The following is a 23,943-nucleotide window of genomic DNA, read 5'->3' as shown; positions in this document are numbered from 1 at the left end:
TGCTCACCCCCTCATCCATGTCCTCACCCCGGTGGGGCTTCTTTCAGCCTTCCTGACCGGACGGTTTGCGCAGGGTCGGCCGGGCCGCCACCACGCGCGCCCTCGTCCCGGCCCACCACTGCGAGACCGCCCACGCCGCCCTCGCGACGGAACGCGGGGCGAGCAGCGCACGCGCCTGCGTGCCCCGGCTGACCGAGCCGCGCAGCCCGCCGATCACCCGGTACACGTCCCGGGCGAGGCCGGCCGTCGGCCGCGGGTGCGGGGCGTAGAGCACCTGCTCCACGGCGTCCGCCACCCGGTGCACCGAGGCCGCCGCCGTCGGATCGAGATGCCCGAGCCGTACGATCCGCGCCGCCGCCTTGCGCGGCGTCTGCGAGTCGTCCGGCGGGATCCCGAAGTCCCACGCCGTGTCGGTCAGCTCCTGCCAGGCCGCCAGGGTGTGCGCGGCGGCACCCGCGTCACTGCGGCCGTGCCCGCCCAGACGCACCGAGCGGGTGCGCAGCCGCCACAGCATCGGCGCCAGGGGGATCAACAGCACGACCAGCCCGACGAACACCCAGAACAGCAGCTTCAGGTACCACCACTGGCCCTGTACCGCCCACCAGGGGCCGCCACCGCCCTTGGCCGCCGCGGCCGCCGGGGACGCGCTGTCGCAGGCCTCCAGCTTCCGCAGCTGGGGCGAGCAGTTCTCGCTCGCGGAGGCCGAGGCCGACGGTGCCGTGGACGACCCCGCGGACGGCCGCGCCACACCGGGGTCCACGCTGCCGGTGGCGTCCGGGACGGTGTACGAGGGCACCGTGCCCCGGGTCGGGGTCGGCTCGAAGCGGGTCCAGCCCACGCCCTCGAAGTACAGCTCGGGCCAGGCATGGGCGTCCTTGAGACCCACCGACACCGAGCCGTCCGCCTGCGGGGTGCCGGGCGCGAATCCCACCGCGACCCGGGCCGGGATGCCCAGGGAGCGGGCCATCGCCGCCATGGCGAAGGAGAAGTGGACGCAGAAGCCCTGCTTGTCCCGCAGGAAGTTGGCGATCGCGTTGGGCCCGTCGCCGACCTCCACCTGGGTGTCGTACTCGAACCCCCCGGTGACCGCGAAGTAGTCCTGGAGCGCGACCGCCTGCTCGTAGTGGTTCTTCGAGCCCGCGGTGACCTCGCGCGCGGTCTTGGCCACCACCGCCGGCACCGAGTCGGGCAGGTCGGTGTACTCGCGCTCGATGGCCGGAGGCGGGGCCGGCGCCGCGGCGAGCTGCTCGGCCGTCGGCTCCACGTCCAGGCTCTTCACGTCGTACGTCAGCCCGCGCGTGTTCTGCCCGTGGTCGCCGACGAGCGCCATGCCCTCGGGCTCGTAGCGCCAGTTGCCGCCGACCTTCACACCGCTGGGCGGGTAGGGCATCGGCAGATAGCTCTGCTCGTACCATCTCGCCGCCGAGATGGTCGTCTCGACCTCCGTGCGCTTGACGTCGGAGCCGAGGCCGATCGGGGTGGGGAAGTCCTTGGGGACGGCGCCGATGGACCGCTTGGACGGCTTCCAGGTCCGGCCGTCGAAGTCGTCCAGGGAGACGATCCGCAGGTACAGGTCGGAGGTGTCGTTGCTCTGGGTCCGCACGGACAGGACCTGGCGGTCCTCGTCCACGTTCAGGCTGTCGCGCAGCGAGAGCAGCGGGTTCACCGCGGAGATCGTGCCCCCATTGCCGTTCCCGGCGCCCACGCCCGCCCCGGCGGCGTCCAGGAGGCCGCCGTTCATCGAGGGCAGGGTGGCCGACACCACGAGGGCGATGCCGAGGCTCGCCACGCCGATCCGCCGGCCGGTGCGCACCGGTGCCACCGGCCCGGAGTCGATGCCCGGGGAGCGTGGCGCCCCGCCGAAGACGCGGCCCCACTGCGAGAGCCGCTCGCGTCCCTCGGCCAGCAGGAGCATGAGGTAGCCGATCGCCGCGACCAGGAACCAGAGCCAGTCGCTGTGGCCGTTGGACAGCCCCGCGGCGACGGAGTACAGCGCGAGCAGCGGCAGACCCGCCGGGGCCGCGCTGCGGAAGGTCACCGCGAGGGTGTCCACCACGAGCCCGACGATCAGGACACCGCCGAGGACCATCAGCTTGATGCCGTCGGACTCCAGCGGCGCCGGGATCGCGTACCGCGCGATGTCGTCACCGCCCTGCCGGAGCAGGTCCCCGAAGTGCACGAAGGCGCCCGGCCCGGGGATCAGCCCCAGGAAGGCGTGGTCACGGGCGAAGATCAGGGTGAGCATGACCAGCGTGACGAGCGCCTGGGCCGCGACCGTCAGCGGACGGGCCAGCGGGATGCGCCGCGCCACCGCGCCCACGACCGTCTGCACCCCGAGCAGGAAGGCGGCCTGCACGATCCAGGTGACCGGCTCGACCAGCGGCAGCAGGGCACACGCGGCCATCAGCGTGGCCGCCCACGCGCACAGCGCCAGTCGCGCCCGCCCGCTCATCACGACGCCTCCCCGGCGCCGGCCGCACCGACGCCCATGCGCTCACGGTCCGCGAGCCGCCACAGCTCCTCCAGCGAGGCGCCCCGGGGCACCCCCAGAGCCGTCCAGCCCGCCTCGCGCAGCATCCGCAGCCGCTCCTCGGGCTCCTGCGACGGTCCGGGCACATCGGTCGGCTCCCGCACCCAGCTCTCGCTGTCGAGCACGAACGCGAGCGCGCCCCCGCTGCGCCGGCGCATCTTGGCGACCACCGCGGCCTGCTGCTCGTCGAGGTCGCCGAAGAACGCCACCAGCAGCCCCTCGTTCCCGCTGCGCAGCACGTCGTACGCGCGCGACAGGCCCGTGCCGTCGGAGTGGTCGATCACCGCGAGCGTGTCCATCATCAGCCCGGCCGCGTCCGCGGTCCCCTGGCTCGCGCCAGCGAATCCGTCGGCGCCCTCACCGGGCACCGCGTTGCCGGTGTCCGTCAACAGCCTTACCGAGAAGCCCCGTTCGAGCATGTGGACCAGGACGGAGGCGGCGCCCGAGACGGCCCACTCGAAGGCCGAGTCCGGGCCCGCGCCCGCGAAGGCGAGACCCCGGGTGTCCAGGAGCACCGTGCAGCGGGCGCGCTGGGGCTGCTCCTCGCGGCGGACCATCAGCTCGCCGTAGCGGGCGGTGGAGCGCCAGTGCACCCGGCGCAGGTCGTCGCCGTAGCGGTAACCGCGCGGGATCACGTCGTCCTCGCCGGCCAGCGCGAGCGAGCGCTGCCGTCCGTCGCCGTACCCCTTGGCCTCGCCGCTCAGCCGCACCGGCGGCAGCGCCTCCACGCGCGGGATGACGGTCAGGGTGTCGTACGTCGAGAAGGAGCGGGTCAGTTCGCACATCCCGAACGGGTCGGTCAGGCGCAGCTGGAGCGGGCCCAGCGGATAGCGGCCGCGCAGGTCGGAGCGGACGCGGTAGGAGACCTCGCGGCGGCCGCCCGGCTCGACGCGGTCGAGCACGAAGCGGGGGCGCGGGCCGAGGACGTAGGGGACCCGGTCCTGGAGCATCAGCAGGCCGGTGGGCAGCCGTGAGACGTTGTCCATCCGCAGATGGACGCGGGCCTCGCTGCCGGCCGGCACGCGCGCGGGGGAGAGCCTGCGGCTGCCCGCGACCCGGTAGCGGGTGCGGTAGAGCACGCCGGCGCACACCAGGGGCAGTACGGCAAGGAGCAGGCCGACCCGCAGCAGGTCGCTCTGGCCGAGGACGTACGCGCAGATGGCCGCGGCTATTCCGGCGGCGAAGAAGGAGCGGCCCCGGGTGGTCAGACCGGCCAGTGCCGTGCGGACCCCGCCCTTGTCGCCCCGGTCGGCCTCGGGGCCGCCGGCCGAGGGCACCCCGGTGGACATCACAGGCTCCGCGGCGGCTGCTGCGGATACGCGGGCGCCGGGCGACCGATCCCGAGGCCGCCCTGCTGGGGCGCGGCGGGGACCGGGGTGCGCTGGAGGATCTCCTGCACGACCTGCTCCGCGGTGCGCCGGTTCAGCTGGGCCTGGGCGGTGGGCAGCAGACGGTGGGCGAGGACGGCCACGGCGAGCGCCTGCACGTCGTCCGGCAGCGCGAACTCCCGGCCGCTGAGGGCGGCGGCGGCCTTGGCGGCGCGCAGCAGGTGCAGCGTCGCGCGCGGGGAGGCGCCGAGTCTGAGATCGGGGTGGGTGCGCGTGGCGGAGACCAGGTCGACGGCGTACCGCCGGACCGTTTCGGCGACGTGCACACCGCGGACGGCCTCGATGAGCTTCACGATGTCGTGGGCGTGCGCCACCGGCTGGAGGTCCTCCAGGGGGCTCACACCGCCGTGGATGTCGAGCATCTGCAGCTCGGCCTCCACGCTCGGGTAGCCGACCGAGACCCGGGCCATGAAACGGTCGCGCTGGGCCTCGGGCAGCGGGTAGGTGCCCTCCATCTCGACCGGGTTCTGCGTGGCGACCACCATGAAGGGGCTGGGCAGTTCGTAGGTCTGCCCGTCGATGGTGACCTGGCGCTCCTCCATCGACTCCAGGAGCGCGGACTGGGTCTTGGGCGAGGCACGGTTGATCTCGTCGCCGATCACGATCTGGGCGAAGATCGCACCCGGCTTGAACTCGAAGTCCCGGCGCTGCTGGTCCCAGATGGACACGCCCGTGATGTCCGAGGGCAGCAGGTCGGGGGTGAACTGGATGCGGCGCACCGAGCAGTCGATGGACCGCGCGAGCGCCTTGGCCAGCATGGTCTTGCCGACGCCGGGGACATCCTCGATCAGAAGATGTCCCTCGGCGAGCAGCACGGTCAGTGAAAGCCGTACGACCTCGGGCTTCCCCTCGATCACGCCCTCCACCGAACTGCGAACCCGCTCGACGACGGCGGTCAGATCAGTGAGGCTCGATCGATCGTCATAGGTGGTCACCCGGCCCTCCTCGGCCCGAAACTTTCCGGGCCGACGCTCTGTGATGCGTAACCGGCCCACCCCGAATCACGGACACCACGCGGGAAAGGTTCCGCGCGACGCCCCACCCGCATTCTTGCTGCCGTTACCGATTCGTGTCACTCGACTGTGGACAACTGGCTGCACTATGTCGGGTTTACGGTGTTCCGAGTACCCTCGGGGCCGAAATCAACAGCGAAACGACAGCTGCGGCAGCCGGTTACGCGGGGTCGATCTCGCGCAGCAGACCCGTCTTCACGTCGAACACGAACCCGCGCACGTCGTCGGTGTGCAGCAGGAACGGCGAGGTGCGCACCCGCTGCATGGACTGCCGTACGTCCTGGTCGACGTCCCGGAAGGCCTCCACGGCCCACGCGGGACGCTGGCCCACCTCCATCTCCAGTTCGGAGCGGAAGTCCTCGGTGATCGCCTCCAGGCCGCAGCCGGTGTGGTGGATGAGCACGATGCTGCGGGTGCCGAGCTTGCGCTGGCTGATGGTCAGCGAGCGGATCACGTCGTCGGTGACCACACCGCCCGCGTTGCGGATGGTGTGGCAGTCGCCGAGCTCCAGGCCGAGCGCGGCGTGCAGGTCGAGGCGGGCGTCCATGCACGCCACGACGGCGACGTGCAGGACCGGGCGGGCGTCCATCCCGGGGTCGGTGAACGCGGCGGCGTACCGCTGGTTGGCGTCGACCAGGCGGTCGGTCACGGCGCCGTCGCGGGATATGGCGCCTTCGGTGGGTACGGATGCGGAAGTCGTCATAACCATGACGTTACTGGTCACCGTCCTCGCGGTCCTGCGGTGAGAAGGGAAAAAGAGCGTCATCACGCCTTCTGTGTGAGGTACCCCACAAGAGGATCGGGTGCACCCGAACGGGTGTTTTCCGGTCTTTCGTGGCATCGGGTCCGCGCCGGTGCGCGACGCGCAGGCCGGTTGATTGACCGCGAGACACCGTGGACTAAAGTGACGCGAAGCGGGAGGCCAGGCCTCCCTGCTGGACTTTCCCCGGAGACCCCGGCGATTTTCCGGAGATCTTCCCACGTGCGCGGCGCGTACGTACGGCTCGGCCTCCTCCCGCTCCCGGTCGGCTGACGCTTCCGGCGCCGGCAGGCCTCCCCGTCACCGGGGCCTCCAGTGAAGCTGGGGGAGGGCGCGGGGACCCGGCGGTGCGTACGGCCCGCGCCGGACCTGAGAGGGCCCCTTGAGCCAGAGTCGACACGTCCCGGTGATGCTCCAGCGGTGCCTGGACCTGTTGGCCCCCGCTCTCGAGCGGCCCGGGTCGGTGGTCGTCGACTGCACGCTCGGTCTCGGCGGCCACAGCGAGGCCCTGCTCCAGCGGTTCCCCGAGGCCCGGCTGGTCGCCCTGGACCGCGACAAGGAGGCCCTGCGCCTGTCCGGCGAGCGGCTCGCGCCCTTCGGTGAGCGCGCCACCCTCGTGCACGCCGTCTACGACGAACTCCCCGACGTCCTCGACCGGCTCGGCATCGCGCGCGTGCAGGGCGTCCTCTTCGACCTCGGGGTCTCCTCCATGCAGCTCGACGAGGCCGACCGCGGCTTCGCCTACGCCCAGGACGCCCCGCTCGACATGCGCATGGACCAGACGACCGGTATGAGTGCCGCCGAGGTCCTCAACACCTACCCGCCGGGCGAACTCGTCCGGATCCTCAGGGCGTACGGCGAGGAGAAGCAGGCCAAGCGGATCGTGTCCGCGATCGTGCGCGAGCGCGACAAGGAGCCGTTCACCAACAGCGCGCGGCTCGTCGAGCTGATCCGGGACTCTCTGCCGCAGGCCGCCAAGCGCACCGGTGGCAACCCGGCCAAGCGCACCTTCCAGGCCCTGCGCATCGAGGTCAACGGTGAACTCGCCGTCCTGGAGCGGGCGATCCCGGCCGCGGTGAAGGCGCTCGCGGTGGGCGGCCGGATCGCCGTGCTGTCGTACCACTCGCTGGAGGACCGGCTGGTCAAGCAGGTCTTCGCGGCCGGCGCCGCCAACACCGCCCCACCCGGGCTGCCCGTCGTCCCCGAGCGCTACCAGCCCCGGCTCAAGCTGCTCACGCGCGGTGCCGAACTTCCCACCGAGGAAGAGATCGCCGAGAACCGGCGGGCCGCACCGGCGCGTTGCAGGGGCGCCGAGCGCATCAGGGAGGACATCGAGTGAAGTGGCGTGAGGCGCGTGAGCCTCGTGGGTGGGTTGGGAAACCGAACTCACTGGAGGGTGTGTGAGCAGGAAACCCGAACTCAGGGGGAGGGCGGCTCGTCTCGCGCGGCTCCTCCCCGGCACGGCGAGCCCCGGACAGGCGGCCCGCACCCCCTTCGTGCTCCTCGTGGTCCTCCTCCTCGGCGGCGGCCTCATCGGGCTGCTGGTGCTGAACTCCGCGCTCAGCGAAGGGTCGTTCAAGCTGACCGACCTCCAGAAGGACACCAAGAGCCTCACCGACGAGCAGCAGGCCCTGCAGCGGGACATCGACGCCTACTCCGCACCCGACGCCCTGGTGCGCCGGGCCCATGAGCTCGGCATGGTGCCCGGCGGGGACCCGGCCTTCCTCGACCCCGACGGCACCGTCAAGGGCGTCCCGTCCCCCGCCTCCGGCGCCGAACAGGCCGCCCTGCGGATGCCGCTCGTCCTCGCACCCGAGGCGTTCGAGAACCCCGCCGTGCCGACGCCGACCGCCAGCCCCACCCCGACGGCAAGCCCCCTTCCCGCGGAGACCGTCGTCCAGACCCCCGAGGCCGTCCCTACGGACATCACGCCCCCCACGACCCCGACCCCCGGCAGGTGACGGAAGTGTCCGACGACTTCGGCAGGCAACCGCCGCGCCGCCGCGTGCCGGGACCCGCCCGCCCCGAGCGCTCCGCCCGCCCCTCCGGCCGGCCACGCCCGGGTCCGGGCGCCCGCCCGGCCCGCCGCCCCGCGCCGCCCCGCGCCACGGCACCCAAGACCATCCGCCTGGGCAGTCCCCGCCCCCGGCTGCGCCTGGTCGGCCTCGCGCTGACACTGGTGCTCGCCGCCTTCGTCGTACGGCTGCTCCAGGTGCAGGCCGTCGACGCGAGCACGTACGCCGCCAAGGCCGAGCAGAACCGGTACGTCGGCTACACGCTGGCCGCCGAGCGCGGCGGGATCACCGACCGGGACGGCGTGTCCCTCGCGACCAGCGAGGACGCGTACGACATCACGGCCGACCCCACGCTGTTCACCCGCAAGCAGCTGAAGATCGACGACGGTCCCGAGCAGGCCGCCGCCCTGCTCGCCCCGATCCTCGGGCAGGAGCAGGAGACGATCGTCAGCAAGCTGCGGCCCAAGGACAAGAAGCTCCGCTACGTCCTGCTCGCCAACCGGCAGACCCCGCAGGTCTGGAAGCAGATCAAGGACCTGAGGACCGCGCTCGCCACCAAGAGCGAGACCGACCCGGGCACGGCCAACGTGCTCGCGGGCGTCCTGTCGGTGCCGACCACCAAGCGCGTGTACCCGAACGGCGATCTCGCCGCCGGGATACTGGGCTGGGTCAACGCCGACGGCAAGGGCGGCGGCGGTGTCGAGCAGCAGCTGAACTCCCTGCTGGCCGGCAAGGACGGCAAGATCCGCTACGCCCAGTCCGGCGGCCGCCAGGTGCCCACCGTGGGCTCCACCGAGACCCCGGCCGTGCCCGGCAGTGACGTCGAGCTCACCATCGACCGCGACATCCAGTGGGCCGCCCAGCAGGCCATCACCGACCAGGTGCGCAAGTCCAAGGCGGACCGCGGGTACGTGATAGTGCAGGACACCCGGACCGGCCAGGTCCTCGCCATGGCCAACTCGCCCGGCTTCGACCCGAACGACCTGTCCAGGGCGAGCTCGGTCAACATGGGCAACGCGGCCCTCCAGGACGCCTACGAGCCCGGTTCCACCGCCAAGGTCATGTCGATGGCCGCCGTGCTGGAGCAGGGCGTCGCCACCCCGCTCACCCATGTGATCGTGCCCAACCGGCTGCACCGCGGCGACCGCCTCTTCAAGGACGACATCGACCACGAGACCTGGTACCTCACGCTCAACGGCGTGCTCGCCAAGTCCAGCAACATCGGCACCATCCTGGCGACCGGCCAGCTCGGCAAGACCCAGGCGCAGGCCAACCAGGTCCTCTACTCCTACCTGCGCAAGTTCGGCCTCGGCCGCTACTCCGGGCTCGACTTCCCCGGCGAGACCCCGGGCATCCTCGCCAAGCCCGCCGACTGGTCGACCTCGCAGCAGTACACGATTCCTTTCGGCCAGGGTGTCTCCCTCAACGCGATGCAGGCCGCGTCCGTCTACTCGACGATCGCCAACGGCGGCGTCCGCGTCGAACCCACGCTCGTACGCGGCACCAAGGGACCCGACGGACGCTTCACGCCCGCCGCGAAGCCCAAGGAGACAAGGGTCGTCAGCGCCAGGACGGCCAAGACGCTGGCCCAGATGCTGGAGTCGGTGGTGGACGACGAGGAGGGCACCGGCACCAAGGCGCGCATCCCCGGCTACCGGGTCGCGGGCAAGACGGGCACCGCCAACCGCGTGGATCCGGCCACCGGCAAGTACAAGGGCTACACCTCGTCGTTCGCCGGCTTCGCGCCCGCCGACCAGCCCCGGATCACCGTCTACTGCGCCATCCAGAACGCCACCAGCGGCAGCTACTTCGGCGGCCAGATCTGCGGGCCCGTCTACAAGCAGGTCATGGAGTTCGCCCTGAAGACCCTGCAGGTCCCGCCCACGGGCGCGAAGGCCGCGAAGCTGCCCGTCACCTACACGCCCTGACATACAGGGCATCAGCACCTCGGAAAGGCCACCAGGAACCACCTCGTGACGACGATCACCTCCGATTCCGGCAACCAGGGCACGCCCCGCCCCTCACTTCGCTCCGAGGCGGGTACGCCCGGTACGCTCACCGCCGTGCCACACGCTGATCAGTCCCAAACCACCCAGAAGGGCGCACCCGTGACCTATCCGGGACCGCCCCGGCCGGTCCGGGTCTCCGCCACACCCCTCGCGGAGCTCGCCGATCAGCTGGGTGCCGACGCACCGAAGAGCGGTGCCGAGATCACGGGTATCACCCATGACTCGCGTGCCGTCCGCCCCGGCGACCTCTACGCCGCCCTCCCCGGAGCCCGTCTGCACGGCGCCGACTTCGTCACCCAGGCCCTCGGCCTCGGCGCGGTCGCGGTGCTGACCGACCCGACGGGCGCCGAGCGGGCCACCGCGACCGGGCTTCCGGTGCTGGTCGTCGAGGACCCGCGCGCGCGGATGGGCGAACTGGCCACCACGATCTACGGCGACCCCGGCCAAGACCTGCTCCAGATCGGGATCACCGGGACCTCCGGCAAGACCACCACCGCCTACCTCGTCGAGGGCGGTCTCAAGGGGGTCAGGTCCACCGGCCTGATCGGCACCGTCGAGATGCGCATCGGCGACGAGCGCATCAAGTCCGAGCGCACCACGCCCGAGGCCACCGACCTCCAGGCCCTGTTCGCGGTCATGCGCGAGCGCGGGGTCGAGGCGGTCGCCATGGAGGTCTCCAGTCACGCGCTGGTCCTCGGCCGGGTCGACGGCTGTGTCTTCGACATCGGGGTCTTCACCAACCTGAGCCCGGAGCACATGGAGTTCCACTCCGACATGGAGGACTACTTCCAGGCGAAGGCGCAGCTCTTCACGCCGAAACGCAGCCGTCTCGGCGTCGTGAACCTCGACGACGAGTACGGCCGCAGGCTCGTCAAGGAAGCCACGGTCCCGGTCGTCACCTTCTCCGCCGAGGGCCACCCCGACGCCGACTGGCGTGCCGAGGACGTCGAAGTCGGCCCCATGGACTCGACGTTCACCGTGATCGGCCCCAAGGGCGAGCGGATCGCCGCCAGGTCGCCGCTCGCGGGCCCCTTCAACGTGGCGAACACCCTCGCCGCGATCGTCGCCCTGGCCGCGGCCGGCCTCGACCCGCAGACCGCCGCCGACGGCGTTGCCGCCGTACCGGGAGTGCCGGGCCGGCTGGAGCGCGTGGACGCCGGACAGCCCTACCTCGCGGTGGTGGACTACGCCCACAAGACGGACGCCGTCGAGTCGGTGCTCAAGGCGCTCCGCAAGGTCACCGAGGGCAGGCTCCACATCGTGCTCGGCTGCGGGGGCGACCGCGACAGGACCAAGCGCGGGCCCATGGGCGCGGCCGCGGCCCGCCTCGCCGACACCGCCGTACTCACCTCCGACAACCCCCGCTCCGAGGACCCGCTCGCGATTCTTGCAACCATGCTCGAAGGCGCGGCGTCCGTACCTGCACACGAACGCGGCGAGGTCCAGGTCTTCGAGGACCGGGCCGCCGCGATCACCGCAGCCGTCGCCCGCGCGCGGCCGGGCGACACCGTGCTGGTCGCCGGGAAGGGCCACGAGCAGGGCCAGGACATCGCCGGGGTGGTCCGTCCCTTCGACGACCGCCAGGTGCTTCGAGAAGCCATCCAGAAGACCCAGGGATGAACTTGTGATCGCCCTCTCTCTCGCCGAGATCGCCTCAGTCGTCGGCGGGCAGACGTCTGACATACCGGATCCGTCGGTGCAGGTGCGCGGGCCCGTCGTCATCGACTCCCGGCAGGTGAAGGACGGCGCACTGTTCGCCGCCTTCGTGGGGGAGCGCGTCGACGGCCACGACTACGCCGACCAGGCCGTCCGGGCGGGCGCGGTGGCCGTGCTGGCCCAGCGCCCGGTCGGCGTCCCCGCGATCGTCGTAGCGGACGTCCAGACGGCCCTCGGCGCCCTCGCGCGTCATGTCGTACGACGGCTCGGCGCGACCCTCGTCGGCCTCACCGGCTCGGCCGGCAAGACCAGCACCAAGGACCTGATCGCACAGGTGCTGCGGAGCAAGGCGCCGACGGTGTTCACGCCGGGCTCCCTCAACAACGAGATCGGGCTGCCGCTCACCGCCCTCACCGCCACCGAGGAGACCCGGTTCCTCGTCCTGGAGATGGGCGCCCGCGGCATCGGCCACATCGCCTACCTCACGGATCTGACGCCCCCGAAGATCGGTCTCGTCCTGAACGTCGGCTCCGCCCACATCGGCGAGTTCGGCGGCCGTGAGCAGATCGCACAGGCCAAGGGCGAACTCGTGGAGGCCCTTCCGGAGGACGGCGCCGCGATCCTCAACGCCGACGATCCTCTCGTACGGGCCATGGCGTCCCGTACGAAGGCGAAGGTGATCCTTTTCGGAGAGTCCGGCGAAGCGGACGTACGCGCCGAGAACGTGCGACTCATGGACAGCGGACAGCCCGCCTTCATGCTCCACACACCCTCCGGTGCAAGCGAAGTGACCATGCGCCTGTACGGTGAGCACCACGTGTCGAACGCGCTCGCCGCGGCCGCCGTCGCCCATGAGCTGGGCATGTCCGCAACCGAGATCGCCACCGCGCTCTCCGAGGCGGGCTCCCTCTCCCGCTGGCGTATGGAGGTCACCGAGCGCCCGGACGGCGTGACCATCGTCAACGACGCCTACAACGCGAACCCCGAGTCCATGAAGGCCGCCCTGCGTGCGCTGGCCGCCATGGGCAAGGGACGCCGGACCTGGGCGGTGCTCGGCAAGATGGCCGAGCTCGGGGACGAGGCGCTCGCCGAGCACGACGCGGTCGGACGGCTCGCCGTCCGGCTCAATGTCGGCAAGCTCGTCGCGGTCGGGGGCAGGGAAGCGTCCTGGCTGCAACTGGGCGCATATAACGAGGGTTCGTGGGGTGAGGAGTCGGTGCACGTGTCCGACGCACAGGCGGCGGTCGACCTGCTGCGCAGTGAGTTGCGCCCGGGAGACGTCGTCCTCGTGAAGGCGTCCCGTTCGGTCGGTCTGGAGAGCGTCGCCCAGGCGCTGCTCGACGCCGAGGGCGAGGTTGCCGCCCGATGATGAAGCAGATCCTGTTCTCAGGAGTCATCGGCCTGTTCCTGACCCTGGTCGGCACCCCGCTGCTGATCAAGCTGCTCGCGCGCAAGGGTTACGGCCAGTACATCCGCGACGACGGCCCGCGCGAGCACGCCAGCAAGCGCGGTACGCCGACCATGGGTGGAATCGCCTTCATCCTGGCGACCGTCGTCGCCTACTTCCTGTCCAAGGTCATCACCGGCTACCCGCCCACCTACTCGGGCCTGTTGGTGCTCGGCCTGATGTGCGGCATGGGCCTGGTCGGCTTCCTCGACGACTACATCAAGATCGTCAAGAGGCGTTCGCTGGGTCTTCGGGCCAAGGCGAAGATGGCGGGCCAGCTGATCGTCGGCATCAGCTTCGCGGTGCTCGCGCTGATGTTCCCGGACGTCCGCGGCAACACCCCGGCCTCCACGAAGCTGTCGTTCATCACGGACTTCGGCTGGAAGATCGGCCCGATCCTGTTCGTGGTCTGGGCGCTGTTCATGATCCTCGCCATGTCGAACGGCGTGAACCTGACCGACGGTCTGGACGGCCTCGCCACCGGCGCCTCCGTCCTCGTCTTCGGCGCCTACACCTTCATCGGCGTCTGGCAGTTCCAGGAGTCCTGCGCCAACGCGACGACCCTGACCAACCCGAACGCCTGTTACGAGGTCCGCGATCCGCTGGACCTGGCGGTCATCGCCTCGGCGCTGATGGGTGCCTGCCTGGGCTTCCTGTGGTGGAACACCTCGCCGGCCAAGATCTTCATGGGGGACACCGGTTCGCTGGCCCTCGGGGGTGTCCTCACCGGTCTGGCGATCCTCTCCCGCACCGAGCTGCTCGTCGCCATCATGGGCGGCCTCTTCGTCCTCATCACCATGTCGGTGGTCATCCAGGTCGGCTCCTTCAAGCTCACCGGGAAACGAGTCTTCCGCATGGCGCCGCTCCAGCACCACTTCGAACTCAAGGGCTGGTCCGAGGTCCTCGTGGTGGTCCGTTTCTGGATCATCCAGGGCATCTGCGTGATCGTCGGCCTGGGTCTCTTCTACGCGGGATGGGCAGCAGAAAAGTGACCTCCTCGGAGCACATCGACTGGCAGGGGAAGCACGTCACCGTCGCCGGGCTCGGTGTCTCCGGCATCCCGGCGGCCAAGGCGCTGCACGCGCGCGGGGCACACGTCACGGTCGTCAACGACGGCGACGACGCACGCGCGCGTGAGCAGGCCGCGCAGTTGGAGGCGCTCGGGATCACCGTGCGCCTCGGCGACGGCGCGACCCTGCCCGAGGGCAGCGAACTCGTCGTCACCGCGCCCGGCTGGAAGCCGGACAAGCCGCTCTTCACCGCGGCCCGTGCGGCCGGTCTGGAGATCTGGGGGGACGTGGAGCTCGCCTGGCGGCTCCGCGGCCCCGACGCGGCCCCCTGGCTCGCGATCACCGGCACCAACGGCAAGACGACCACCACCCAGATGCTGGCGTCGATCCTGAAGGCCGCGGGCCTGCGCACCGCGGCCGTCGGCAACATCGGCATCTCCGTGCTCGACGCGGTGCTCGGCGAGGAGCAGTACGACGTGCTCGCCGTGGAGTTGTCGAGCTATCAGCTCCACTGGGCGCCCTCCGTGCGCGCCCACTCCGCCGCCGTGCTGAACCTCGCTCCCGACCATCTCGACTGGCACGGCTCCATGGAGGCGTACGCCGCCGACAAGGGCCGTATCTACGAGGGCAATCGGGTCGCCTGCGTCTACAACGTCGCCGACAAGGCCACCGAGGACCTGGTGCGCGAGGCGGACGTCGAGGAGGGCTGCCGGGCCGTCGGCTTCACCCTCGGCACCCCCGGCCCGTCCCAACTCGGCGTCGTCGAGGGCATCCTGGTCGACCGGGCCTTCGTCGAGGACCGGCACAAGAACGCCCAGGAACTCGCCGAGATCTCCGACGTCAACCCGCCGGCCCCGCACAACATCGCCAACGCCCTCGCGGCGGCGGCCCTCGCACGCGCCTTCGGGGTGCCCGCCAGGGCCGTACGGGACGGGCTGCGGGACTTCACCCCGGACGCCCACCGCATCGCCCACGTGGCCGATGTGGACTCGGTCGCGTACGTCGACGACTCCAAGGCCACCAACACCCATGCGGCAGAGGCCTCGTTGGCGGCCTACGAGTCGATCGTGTGGATCGCGGGCGGGCTCGCCAAGGGCGCGACCTTCGACGAGCTGGTCGCCAAGTCGGCACAGCGACTTCGCGGGGTCGTGCTCATCGGCCAGGACCGGGCCCTGATCCGTGAAGCCCTTGCGCGACACGCCCCGGAAGTACCCGTGGTGGACCTCGACCGGACCGACACTGGGGCGATGCTCGCGGCTGTCCAGGAGGCCTCCCGCCTCGCCGTCGCAGGTGACACGGTGCTGCTGGCTCCGGCCTGCGCCTCGATGGACATGTTCGCCAACTACAACAAGCGCGGTGACGCGTTCGCGGAGGCGGTTCGCGAACTCGGCTCCTGACCGACGTAGCGGAGGCGATGATGCCCACCAGCCGTACCGGCAGGCCGCCCGTGCAGCGGGCGTCCCGGCGTCCCGCCGTTTCCCGGCCCGCGCGCGAGAACCCCGTACAACGGCTCTACACGCGCGCGCGAAAGGCCTGGGACCGGCCGCTGACCGCCTACTACCTGATCCTCGGCGGCAGCCTGCTGATCACCGTGCTCGGTCTGGTGATGGTCTACTCGGCCTCCCAGATCACGGCCCTGCAGATGTCGTTGCCGGGATCCTTCTTCTTCCGCAAGCAGTTCCTGGCCGCCGTCATCGGCGCCGTACTGCTGCTGGTCGCCTCCCGGATGCCGGTCAAGCTGCACCGGGCGCTGGCCTACCCGATCCTGGCGGGCGCGGTCTTCCTGATGGCCCTGGTGCAGGTGCCGGGGATAGGGATGGCGGTCAACGGCAACCAGAACTGGATCTCGCTCGGCGGCTCCTTCCAGATCCAGCCCAGCGAGTTCGGCAAGCTCGCGCTCGTGCTGTGGGCGGCCGACCTGCTCGCCCGCAAGCAGGACAAGAAGCTGCTGACCCAGTGGAAGCACATGCTGGTGCCGCTCGTCCCGGTCGCCTTCCTGCTGCTCGGGCTGATCATGCTCGGCGGTGACATGGGTACGGCGATCATCCTGACCGCCATCCTGTTCGGCCTGCTGTGGCTCGCGGGGGCCCCGACCCGGCTGTTCGTCGGGGTGCTGTCGATCGCCGGGCTGATCGGGATGATCCTCATCAAGACCAGCCCCAACCGAATGGCCCGGCTCGCCTGCATCGGCGCCACCGAGCCCAAGTCGGGGGGCGCCGACTGCTGGCAGGCCGTGCACGGGATCTACGCCCTCGCCTCCGGCGGAATCTTCGGCTCCGGGCTCGGTGCGAGTGTGGAGAAATGGGGCCAACTCCCCGAAGCCCACACCGACTTCATCTTCGCCGTCACCGGTGAGGAACTGGGCCTCGCGGGGACGCTGTCGGTACTCGCCCTCTTCGCGGCTCTAGGCTATGCGGGTATCCGCGTGGCCGGACGCACGGAGGACCCCTTCGTGAGGTATGCCGCGGGAGGCGTGACCACCTGGATCACCGCTCAGGCAGTGATCAACATCGGTGCGGTGCTCGGTCTGCTGCCGATCGCCGGCGTCCCGCTCCCGCTGTTCTCCTACGGAGGGTCCGCCCTGCTGCCGACCATGTTCGCCATCGGGCTGCTGATCGCGTTCGCGCGTGACGATCCCGCCGCGCGGATGGCGCTTTCGATGCGGCAACCCCGCTTTGGTAGAAAGCGGGCGGGAGGCGCCGTGCCGGCACGGGCGCCTCGGAGATGGAACACGATGCGACGGCGCGCCCCCTCGGCGCGTTCGTCCGGAGAGCGGTGAATTTCGGTGCATGTCGTACTCGCCGGTGGGGGGACCGCCGGCCACATCGAGCCCGCGCTCGCCCTCGCGGACGCCCTGCGCAGGCAGGACCCGACCGTGGGGATCACAGCCCTGGGCACGGAACGGGGCCTGGAGACCAAGCTCGTCCCGCAGCGCGGCTACGAGCTCGCGCTCATCCCGGCCGTGCCGCTGCCCCGTAAGCCCACGCCCGAGCTGATCACCGTGCCGGGCCGGCTGCGGGGCACGATCAAGGCCACCGAGCAGATCCTGGAGCGCACCAAGGCCGACGCCGTCGTCGGCTTCGGCGGCTATGTGGCGCTGCCCGCCTACCTCGCCGCCAAGCGGCTCGGCGTGCCGATCGTGATCCACGAGGCCAACGCCCGCCCCGGCCTCGCCAACAAGATCGGCTCCCGGTACGCCGCCCAGGTGGCCGTCGCCACGCCGGACAGCAAGCTGCGCAACTCCCGGTACATCGGCATCCCGCTGCGCCACACCATCGCCACCCTGGACCGGGCTGCCGCCCGTCCCGAGGCCCGGCACATGTTCGGCCTCGACCCGAATCTGCCCACGCTGCTGGTCTCCGGCGGTTCGCAGGGTGCCCGGCGCCTCAACGAGGTCGTCCAGCAGGTCGCGCCCTGGCTCCAGCAGGCCGGGATCCAGATCCTGCACGCGGTCGGCCCGAAGAACGAACTGCCGCATGTGCAGCAGATGCCGGGAATGCCCCCGTACATCCCGGTAAGTTACCTGGACCGGATGGACCTCGCGTACGCCGCGGCCGACATGATGCTCTGCCGCGCGGGCGCGATGACCGTCGCCGAACTCTCCGCCGTCGGGCTCCCGGCCGCCTACGTCCCGCTGCCCATCGGCAACGGCGAACAGCGGCTCAACGCCCAGCCGGTGGTCAAGGCCGGCGGCGGACTGCTGGTCGACGACGCGGAACTGACGCCGGACTGGGTTCGTGCCAACGTCCTGCCCGTGCTCGCCGATCCGCACCGGCTGTACGAGATGTCCCGCGCCGCCGCCGAGTTCGGCCGCCGGGACGCCGACGACCTGCTCGTCGCCATGGTGTACGAGGCGATCGCCTCGCACCGACGCCAGTAGCCAGGAAAAGGGAGTGCGCGTGGCCGGATCGACGACCGCCGAGCGCGGTGAACGCCAGCAGGAGTCGTCCGGCCCGCCTCCCGCCCGGCGGTTGAGGGTGCGTCGGCTTCGTACGATCATCATCCTCGCCGTGGCGCTGGTTCTTCTCTCCGCGGGCACCGTCTGGCTGTTGTACGGCTCCCAGTGGCTCCGCGTCGAACGGGTGTCGGTCTCGGGGACCGACGTGCTGACGCCTGGGCAGGTGCGCGAGGCCGCGGACGTGCCCGTCGGATCGCCGTTGATTTCCGTCGACACCGATGCGATCGAGGCACGACTGCGCCGGAAATTGCCCCGAATTGACTCGGTTGATGTCGCTCGATCCTGGCCTCACGGAATCGGGCTGAAAGTGACCGAGCGTACTCCGGTTCTGCTTGTCCAAAAGGGCCGAAACTTTGTCGAAGTGGACGAGGAAGGTGTCCGGTTCGCCACGGTTTCCGAGGCCCCGAAAGGCGTCCCCGCACTGGAATTGGCACTCTCCCGGCCGGACTCCCGCGCCGCGAGCCTGCGCCGTTTCGGCGAGGCCCGGCTCGTGCGCGAGGCGGTGCGGGTGGCGGGTGACATTCAGGCCGCCGTCGCGCGCGCGACCCGTTCCGTCAAGGTGAGTTCGTACGACGACATCTCGCTGGAGTTGAGGGGCGGCCGCACCGTCGCCTGGGGGAGCGGCGAGAACGGCGCCGAGAAGGCCCGTACGCTCACCGCTCTCATGAAAGCCGCCCCCGATGCGCGGCACTTCGACGTCAGCGTTCCCACCGCCCCCGCGTCATCGGGGAGTTGACGCACATCAGCGCAGGCCAGCACCCTGGTTGGGCACTGCTACGGCTGATCACATAGGGTGAAAAGAAAAACGGGAGGTTCGGCGTGTTCGTTGAACGTGCGCCACTTGTCGACTTAGTGTCCTGTTCAGAAGACTCCAGGGAACAGACACACTGGTAACCCTAAACTTCAGCGTTAGGGTTCGGGTCGGCGCTACGGACCGTCCCATTCGGCATCAGTCGGAGGATCGCGAGGCAGCAGTGCTTCGCCGGTCCGACGACACGTAACTCGAGGCGAGAGGCCTTCGACGTGGCAGCACCGCAGAACTACCTCGCAGTCATCAAAGTCATCGGTGTCGGCGGCGGTGGTGTCAATGCCATCAACCGGATGATCGAGGTCGGTCTCAAGGGCGTCGAGTTCATCGCCATCAACACCGACGCGCAGGCGCTGTTGATGAGCGACGCCGACGTCAAGCTCGACGTCGGCCGCGAACTCACCCGCGGACTCGGCGCCGGCGCCAACCCGGCCGTCGGCCGCAAGGCCGCCGAGGACCACCGCGAGGAGATCGAGGAGGTCCTCAAGGGGGCCGACATGGTCTTCGTGACGGCCGGTGAGGGCGGCGGCACCGGCACCGGCGGCGCGCCCGTCGTGGCCAACATCGCCCGCTCGCTCGGCGCCCTCACCATCGGCGTGGTCACCCGCCCGTTCACCTTCGAGGGACGGCGCCGCGCCAACCAGGCCGAGGACGGCATCGCGGAACTCCGCGAAGAGGTCGACACCCTCATCGTCATCCCCAACGACCGGCTGCTGTCCATCTCGGACCGCCAGGTCTCGGTCCTCGACGCCTTCAAGTCGGCCGACCAGGTCCTGCTCTCCGGTGTCCAGGGCATCACCGACCTCATCACCACGCCCGGTCTGATCAACCTCGACTTCGCCGACGTCAAGTCGGTCATGTCCGAGGCCGGTTCGGCGCTCATGGGCATCGGCTCGGCCCGCGGCGACGACCGCGCGGTGGCCGCCGCCGAGATGGCGATCTCCTCGCCGCTCCTGGAGGCGTCCATCGACGGCGCCCGGGGCGTACTGCTCTCCATCTCCGGCGGTTCCGACCTCGGCCTGTTCGAGATCAACGAAGCGGCCCAGCTGGTCAGCGAGGCCGCCCACCCCGAGGCCAACATCATCTTCGGCGCCGTCATCGACGACGCCCTCGGCGACGAGGTCCGCGTCACCGTGATCGCCGCCGGCTTCGACGGGGGCCAGCCGCCCGCCCGCCGCGAGACGGTCATGGGATCCTCCTCGACCACCGCCCGCCGCGAGGAGCCGACTCCGGTACGGCAGGCCGAGAGCCGCCCGTCCTTCGGTTCGCTCGGCAGCGTCACGCCGAAGGAGGACCCGGAGCCGGCTCCCGAGCCGGCCGCCGACCTCCCCGTCGCCCCGCCGGTCCCGCCGTCGCGGACCTACTCCGACAGCGCGGCCGAGGAACTGGACGTGCCGGACTTCCTGAAGTGATAGGGCAGCGCGAGAGCGGGAGCGGCGCGCACTTCGCCTTCACCGACCGGTGGGGCGGGGTGAGCGCCGCTCCGTATGAGGAGCTCAACCTCGGCGGCGCGGTCGGAGACGACCCCGAGGCAGTACGGACCAATCGCGAACTGGCCGCCAAGTCGCTCGGCCTCGACCCGGCCCGGGTGGTCTGGATGAACCAGGTGCACGGGGCGGACGTCGCGGTGGTCTCGGAGCCGTGGGGCGAGAAGCCGGTGCCCCGGGTCGACGCGGTCGTCACCGCCGAACGCGGTCTCGCGCTCGCCGTCCTCACCGCCGACTGCACTCCGGTGCTGCTCGCCGACCCGGTCGCCGGGATTGTCGCGGCGGCCCACGCGGGCCGTCCCGGCATGGTCGCCGGTGTCGTCCCGGCCGCGCTACGCGCGATGACCGGACTCGGCGCCGATCCCGCCCGGATCGTCGCCCGCACCGGGCCCGCCGTCTGCGGACGGTGCTACGAAGTGCCCGAGGAGATGCGCGCCGACGTCGCCGCCGTCGAACCCGCGGCGCACGCCGAGACGAGCTGGGGCACTCCCGCGGTCGACGTGACCGCCGGAGTGCACGCGCAGCTCGACCGGCTCGGGGTGCGCGACCGGCAGCAGTCGCCGGTGTGCACGCGCGAGTCGGGCGACCATTTCTCGTACCGCCGCGATCGCACCACGGGGCGACTCGCGGGATATGTCTGGCTGGGCGATGGGGCATGACGGACCGTAAGGACGAACTCGCCGCGAATCTGGCGAAGGTGGAGGAGCGCATCGCCGCCGCGTGCGCGGCCGCCGGGCGCGGACGGGAAGAGGTGACCCTCATCGTGGTCACCAAGACCTATCCCGCGAGCGATGTGCGGATCCTCTCCGAGCTCGGGGTGCGCCATGTCGCCGAGAACAAGGACCAGGACGCGGCACCCAAGGCCGCCGAATGCTCGGATCTGCCCCTTACTTGGCACTTTGTTGGTCAGTTGCAGACCAACAAGGTGCGATCTGTTGTGGGTTACGCGGATCTCGTGCAGTCCGTCGATCGTTCGAAGCTGGTGACGGCTCTCTCCAAGGAGGCCGTGAAGGCCGGGCGTGAGGTGGGCTGCCTGATCCAGGTCGCCCTCGACGCCGGTTCGAGCGAGCGAGGGGAGCGGGGTGGCGTGGCGCCGGGCGGGATCGGGGAGTTGGCCGGTCTCGTGTCCGGGGCTCCGGGTCTGCGGCTCGACGGGCTGATGACCGTCGCTCCGCTCACCGGGGAGTACGCGGGACGCGAACAGGCGGCGTTCGAGCGGTTGATGGATTTGTCGACCGACCTGCGCAGAGCCCATCCGGCTGCGAACATGGTCTCGGCAGGGATGAGTGCGGACCTCGAACAGGCCGTGGCCGCCGGAGCGACACATGTACGCGTCGGCACCGCGGTACTCGGAGTCCGCCCCAGGCTCGGGTAACGTCGCCAGGAAGTCGGACCACAGCAGAAAATATGGTCATTACCGCCGAAAGGCGGTCATAACGACCTCGTGGATCGCGGGCACTTGGCAGTCGTCAGCCGATCCACCACAGAGCGGAGGACTCAGAGAATGGCCGGCGCGATGCGCAAGATGGCGGTCTACCTCGGCCTCGTGGAGGACGATGGGTACGACGGCCGCGGTTTCGACCCCGACGACGACTTCGAACCGGAACTCGACCCGGAGCCCGAGCGGGACCGCCGACGGCACGAGCCGTCTCACCAGTCACATCAGGCACTTCAGCCTGAAAGGGACGAATCGGTCAGAGTTGTGCAGTCCTCGGTACCGCGCGACCCGGTGCCTCGATCCTCTTCGCTCGCCGCGGAATCGGTGCGTCCCGCGCGCATCGCGCCCGTGGCATCCATCACACAAGAGCGCGCCAGCCTGGAGAAGAACGCACCGGTGATCATGCCCAAGGTCGTGTCGGAACGAGAGCCTTACCGGATCACCACACTTCACCCCCGGACCTACAACGAGGCCCGTACCATCGGGGAACACTTCCGTGAGGGCACTCCGGTGATCATGAATCTGACTGAGATGGATGACACAGACGCCAAGCGACTTGTCGACTTTGCGGCCGGTTTGGTGTTTGGTCTTCACGGCAGCATCGAGCGGGTGACGCAGAAGGTGTTCCTGTTGTCGCCTGCTAACGTCGATGTCACGGCGGAGGACAAGGCCCGCATCGCAGAGGGCGGGTTCTTCAACCAGAGCTGAGAAGCAACAACCGGAACGAAGTACGAACAGGGGAGAGGGAAAGACAGTCCATGAGCGTGTTCGCACAGGTGCTCTACATCGCGCTGATGGTGTTCCTCATCGTGCTCATCTTCCGGTTGGTCATGGACTACGTCTTCCAGTTCGCCCGCTCGTGGCAACCCGGCAAGGCGATGGTGGTCGTTCTGGAGGCCACCTACACTGTCACCGATCCACCGTTGAAGCTTCTGCGGCGGTTCATCCCGCCGCTGCGTCTCGGGGGCGTGGCGCTCGACCTGTCCTTCTTCGTGCTGATGATCATCGTCTACATCCTCATCACCGTCACGGGAAACCTGGCGAGGTGACTGTGGACGATACGGTCTTGCCGACTGCCGATGACTACGTTGAGGTGAAGAGATGCCGTTGACCCCCGAGGACGTGCGGAACAAGCAGTTCACGACCGTCCGCCTCCGAGAAGGCTATGACGAGGACGAGGTCGATGCCTTCCTCGACGAGGTCGAAGCCGAACTGACGCGCCTGCTGCGCGAGAACGAGGACCTGCGCGCCAAGCTGGCCGCGGCGACGCGTGCTGCTGCCCAGAACCAGCAGAACATGCGCAAGCCTCCCGAGCAGCAGGACCAGCAGCAGGGTGGCATGCCCGGACAGGGGATGCCGCAGCAGGGTATGCGTGGGCCCGGTCCCGGCGCCCCCGTCCCGGCCGGCATATCCGGTCCGCCGCAGCAGATGGGCGGCCCCATGGGTGGCCCGCCCCAGCTGCCGAGCGGTGCGCCGCAGCTGCCCGCCGGTCCCGGCGGCCAGGGCGGTCCGCAGGGTCCCGGTCCGATGGGCCAGGGCCCCATGGGCCAGGGTCCGATGGGCCAGGGCCAGATGGGCCAGGGTCAGATGGGCCAGGGCACCATGGGCGGTCAGCCGCCCATGCAGCAGCAGATGGGCGGCCCGATGGGTGGCCCCATGGGTGGTCCGATGGGCGGCCCCGGTCAGGGCCCCGGTGGCGACAGCGCCGCCCGTGTCCTCTCGCTGGCCCAGCAGACCGCCGACCAGGCGATCGCCGAGGCCCGTTCCGAGGCCAACAAGATCGTCGGCGAGGCGCGTTCGCGTGCCGAGGGTCTCGAGCGTGACGCCCGTGCCAAGGCCGACGCCCTGGAGCGGGACGCGCAGGAGAAGCACCGCGTCGCGATGGGCTCCCTGGAGTCCGCCCGCGCCACGCTGGAGCGCAAGGTCGAGGACCTGCGCGGCTTCGAGCGCGAGTACCGCACGCGTCTGAAGTCGTACCTCGAGTCGCAGCTGCGCCAGCTGGAGACCCAGGCCGACGACTCGCTGGCTCCGCCGCGCACTCCGGCGACCGCGTCGCTGCCGCCGTCCCCGGCGCCTTCGATGGCTCCGGCCGGTGCCAGTGCCCCGTCGTACGGCGGCAACCCGGGCGGTATGGGCGGCGGTCCTTCGCCGGCCGCTCCGTCCTACGGCGGCCAGCAGCAGATGTCGCCGGCCATGACCCAGCCGATGGCGCCGGTGCGGCCGCAGGGTCCCGGTCCGATGGGACAGGCTCCCTCGCCCATGCGTGGCTTCCTCATCGACGAGGACGACAACTGACGGCCTCTAGTACGCCTTAGGCGTCGGCAGCGTTCAGGGCGGGGCCCCGGATTTCGATCCGGGGCCCCGCCCTTTTACGCGTGTTGATCACGGTGCCGCCCGCAGGCACGAAGAAGGGCCCGGCCCCGC

Annotated in this window: 20 protein-coding genes; 16 read left to right on the top strand and 4 right to left on the bottom strand. The window is 70.5% G+C overall.

Features of this window, described 5'->3' with window-relative positions; genetic code table 11:
* Positions 1-43: 43 nt before the first annotated feature.
* The 4 genes from ACFYZ8_RS31410 to ACFYZ8_RS31395 form a co-directional block, all read right to left on the bottom strand.
* The gene (locus tag ACFYZ8_RS31410) at positions 44-2,452 is read right to left on the bottom strand and encodes a DUF3488 and DUF4129 domain-containing transglutaminase family protein (protein WP_388541570.1); all 2,409 of its coding nucleotides are present in this window, start codon (positions 2,450-2,452) and stop codon (positions 44-46) included.
* Positions 2,452-3,819 (bottom strand): DUF58 domain-containing protein, encoded by a 1,368-nt coding sequence (locus ACFYZ8_RS31405; protein ID WP_388541573.1) that lies wholly within the window; start codon positions 3,817-3,819, stop codon positions 2,452-2,454. Before ACFYZ8_RS31405 ends, ACFYZ8_RS31410 begins: the two co-directional genes overlap by 1 nt.
* Positions 3,819-4,853 carry an AAA family ATPase gene (locus ACFYZ8_RS31400; RefSeq protein WP_359029441.1) on the bottom strand — a complete coding sequence of 345 codons (1,035 nt, stop codon included), beginning with the start codon at positions 4,851-4,853 and terminating at the stop codon, positions 3,819-3,821. Before ACFYZ8_RS31400 ends, ACFYZ8_RS31405 begins: the two co-directional genes overlap by 1 nt.
* A gap of 238 nt (positions 4,854-5,091) precedes the next feature.
* Positions 5,092-5,697 (bottom strand): beta-class carbonic anhydrase, encoded by a 606-nt coding sequence (locus ACFYZ8_RS31395; protein ID WP_388541576.1) that lies wholly within the window; start codon positions 5,695-5,697, stop codon positions 5,092-5,094.
* Between the two features lie 376 nt (positions 5,698-6,073).
* Between ACFYZ8_RS31395 and rsmH the strand changes: the two genes are divergently transcribed.
* From rsmH to ACFYZ8_RS31315, 16 genes are all read left to right on the top strand, one after another.
* Complete coding sequence (gene rsmH / locus ACFYZ8_RS31390) at positions 6,074-7,030, top strand: 16S rRNA (cytosine(1402)-N(4))-methyltransferase RsmH (RefSeq protein WP_359029443.1); 957 nt, start codon at positions 6,074-6,076, stop codon at positions 7,028-7,030.
* 61 nt (positions 7,031-7,091) lie between these two features.
* Entirely contained in the window at positions 7,092-7,652 is a 561-nt protein-coding gene (locus ACFYZ8_RS31385; protein ID WP_388541580.1) for a hypothetical protein, read from the top strand.
* Between the two features lie 5 nt (positions 7,653-7,657).
* The gene (locus ACFYZ8_RS31380; protein WP_388541583.1) at positions 7,658-9,634 is read left to right on the top strand and encodes a peptidoglycan D,D-transpeptidase FtsI family protein; all 1,977 of its coding nucleotides are present in this window, start codon (positions 7,658-7,660) and stop codon (positions 9,632-9,634) included.
* A 180-nt stretch (positions 9,635-9,814) separates the two neighbouring features.
* The gene (locus ACFYZ8_RS31375) at positions 9,815-11,335 is read left to right on the top strand and encodes a UDP-N-acetylmuramoyl-L-alanyl-D-glutamate--2,6-diaminopimelate ligase (protein ID WP_359029720.1); all 1,521 of its coding nucleotides are present in this window, start codon (positions 9,815-9,817) and stop codon (positions 11,333-11,335) included.
* Between the two features lie 4 nt (positions 11,336-11,339).
* The gene (gene murF / locus ACFYZ8_RS31370) at positions 11,340-12,740 is read left to right on the top strand and encodes a UDP-N-acetylmuramoyl-tripeptide--D-alanyl-D-alanine ligase (protein ID WP_359029447.1); all 1,401 of its coding nucleotides are present in this window, start codon (positions 11,340-11,342) and stop codon (positions 12,738-12,740) included.
* Positions 12,737-13,810: a phospho-N-acetylmuramoyl-pentapeptide-transferase gene (gene mraY / locus ACFYZ8_RS31365; protein WP_359029448.1), complete on the top strand. Its 1,074-nt coding sequence runs from the start codon at positions 12,737-12,739 to the stop codon at positions 13,808-13,810. The genes murF and mraY overlap by 4 nt, the downstream gene beginning before the upstream one ends.
* The gene (gene murD, locus ACFYZ8_RS31360) at positions 13,792-15,225 is read left to right on the top strand and encodes a UDP-N-acetylmuramoyl-L-alanine--D-glutamate ligase (protein WP_359029449.1); all 1,434 of its coding nucleotides are present in this window, start codon (positions 13,792-13,794) and stop codon (positions 15,223-15,225) included. Before mraY ends, murD begins: the two co-directional genes overlap by 19 nt.
* A gap of 20 nt (positions 15,226-15,245) precedes the next feature.
* Positions 15,246-16,607, top strand: a complete 1,362-nt coding sequence (ftsW, locus tag ACFYZ8_RS31355; RefSeq protein WP_388541588.1) for a putative lipid II flippase FtsW — start codon at positions 15,246-15,248, stop codon at positions 16,605-16,607.
* 6 nt (positions 16,608-16,613) lie between these two features.
* Positions 16,614-17,708 (top strand): undecaprenyldiphospho-muramoylpentapeptide beta-N-acetylglucosaminyltransferase, encoded by a 1,095-nt coding sequence (murG, locus tag ACFYZ8_RS31350; RefSeq protein ID WP_359029451.1) that lies wholly within the window; start codon positions 16,614-16,616, stop codon positions 17,706-17,708.
* Between the two features lie 19 nt (positions 17,709-17,727).
* The gene (gene ftsQ, locus ACFYZ8_RS31345) at positions 17,728-18,522 is read left to right on the top strand and encodes a cell division protein FtsQ (protein ID WP_388541591.1); all 795 of its coding nucleotides are present in this window, start codon (positions 17,728-17,730) and stop codon (positions 18,520-18,522) included.
* Between the two features lie 287 nt (positions 18,523-18,809).
* On the top strand, positions 18,810-20,006 hold the full coding sequence (gene ftsZ, locus ACFYZ8_RS31340; protein WP_359029453.1) for a cell division protein FtsZ: 1,197 nt from the start codon (positions 18,810-18,812) through the stop codon (positions 20,004-20,006).
* Positions 20,003-20,740: a peptidoglycan editing factor PgeF gene (gene pgeF / locus ACFYZ8_RS31335; RefSeq protein WP_388541594.1), complete on the top strand. Its 738-nt coding sequence runs from the start codon at positions 20,003-20,005 to the stop codon at positions 20,738-20,740. Before ftsZ ends, pgeF begins: the two co-directional genes overlap by 4 nt.
* Positions 20,737-21,456: a YggS family pyridoxal phosphate-dependent enzyme gene (locus ACFYZ8_RS31330; RefSeq protein WP_359029455.1), complete on the top strand. Its 720-nt coding sequence runs from the start codon at positions 20,737-20,739 to the stop codon at positions 21,454-21,456. Before pgeF ends, ACFYZ8_RS31330 begins: the two co-directional genes overlap by 4 nt.
* 129 nt (positions 21,457-21,585) lie before the next feature.
* A complete protein-coding gene (locus ACFYZ8_RS31325) occupies positions 21,586-22,227 on the top strand; it encodes a cell division protein SepF (protein ID WP_007381413.1) in 642 nt (213 codons plus the stop codon).
* Positions 22,228-22,277: 50 nt separating this feature from the next.
* On the top strand, positions 22,278-22,568 hold the full coding sequence (locus tag ACFYZ8_RS31320) for a YggT family protein (protein ID WP_356586209.1): 291 nt from the start codon (positions 22,278-22,280) through the stop codon (positions 22,566-22,568).
* 52 nt (positions 22,569-22,620) lie between these two features.
* Entirely contained in the window at positions 22,621-23,814 is a 1,194-nt protein-coding gene (locus ACFYZ8_RS31315; RefSeq protein ID WP_359029456.1) for a DivIVA domain-containing protein, read from the top strand.
* Positions 23,815-23,943 lie beyond the last annotated feature (129 nt).

Source organism: Streptomyces sp. NPDC001668, assembly GCF_042893155.1.
Classification (GTDB): Bacteria; Actinomycetota; Actinomycetes; order Streptomycetales; family Streptomycetaceae; genus Streptomyces.
The sequence above is the reverse complement of the archived record's forward strand: the minus strand, read 5'-3'. Positions and strand labels throughout refer to the sequence as shown.

Bases quoted from the DNA above. Each gene is read 5' to 3' on its own strand.
- ACFYZ8_RS31410 (WP_388541570.1), bottom strand. From the start codon at position 2,452: ATGAGCGGGCGGGCGCGACTGGCGCTGTGCGCGTGGGCGGCCACGCTG.
- ACFYZ8_RS31405 (WP_388541573.1), bottom strand. From the start codon at position 3,819: ATGTCCACCGGGGTGCCCTCGGCCGGCGGCCCCGAGGCCGACCGGGGC.
- ACFYZ8_RS31395 (WP_388541576.1), bottom strand. From the start codon at position 5,697: ATGACGCTCTTTTTCCCTTCTCACCGCAGGACCGCGAGGACGGTGACC.
- mraY (WP_359029448.1), top strand. From the start codon at position 12,737: ATGATGAAGCAGATCCTGTTCTCAGGAGTCATCGGCCTGTTCCTGACC.
- murD (WP_359029449.1), top strand. From the start codon at position 13,792: ATGGGCAGCAGAAAAGTGACCTCCTCGGAGCACATCGACTGGCAGGGG.
- ftsW (WP_388541588.1), top strand. From the start codon at position 15,246: ATGCCCACCAGCCGTACCGGCAGGCCGCCCGTGCAGCGGGCGTCCCGG.
- ACFYZ8_RS31330 (WP_359029455.1), top strand. From the start codon at position 20,737: ATGACGGACCGTAAGGACGAACTCGCCGCGAATCTGGCGAAGGTGGAG.
- ACFYZ8_RS31325 (WP_007381413.1), top strand. From the start codon at position 21,586: ATGGCCGGCGCGATGCGCAAGATGGCGGTCTACCTCGGCCTCGTGGAG.
- ACFYZ8_RS31320 (WP_356586209.1), top strand. From the start codon at position 22,278: ATGAGCGTGTTCGCACAGGTGCTCTACATCGCGCTGATGGTGTTCCTC.
- ACFYZ8_RS31315 (WP_359029456.1), top strand. From the start codon at position 22,621: ATGCCGTTGACCCCCGAGGACGTGCGGAACAAGCAGTTCACGACCGTC.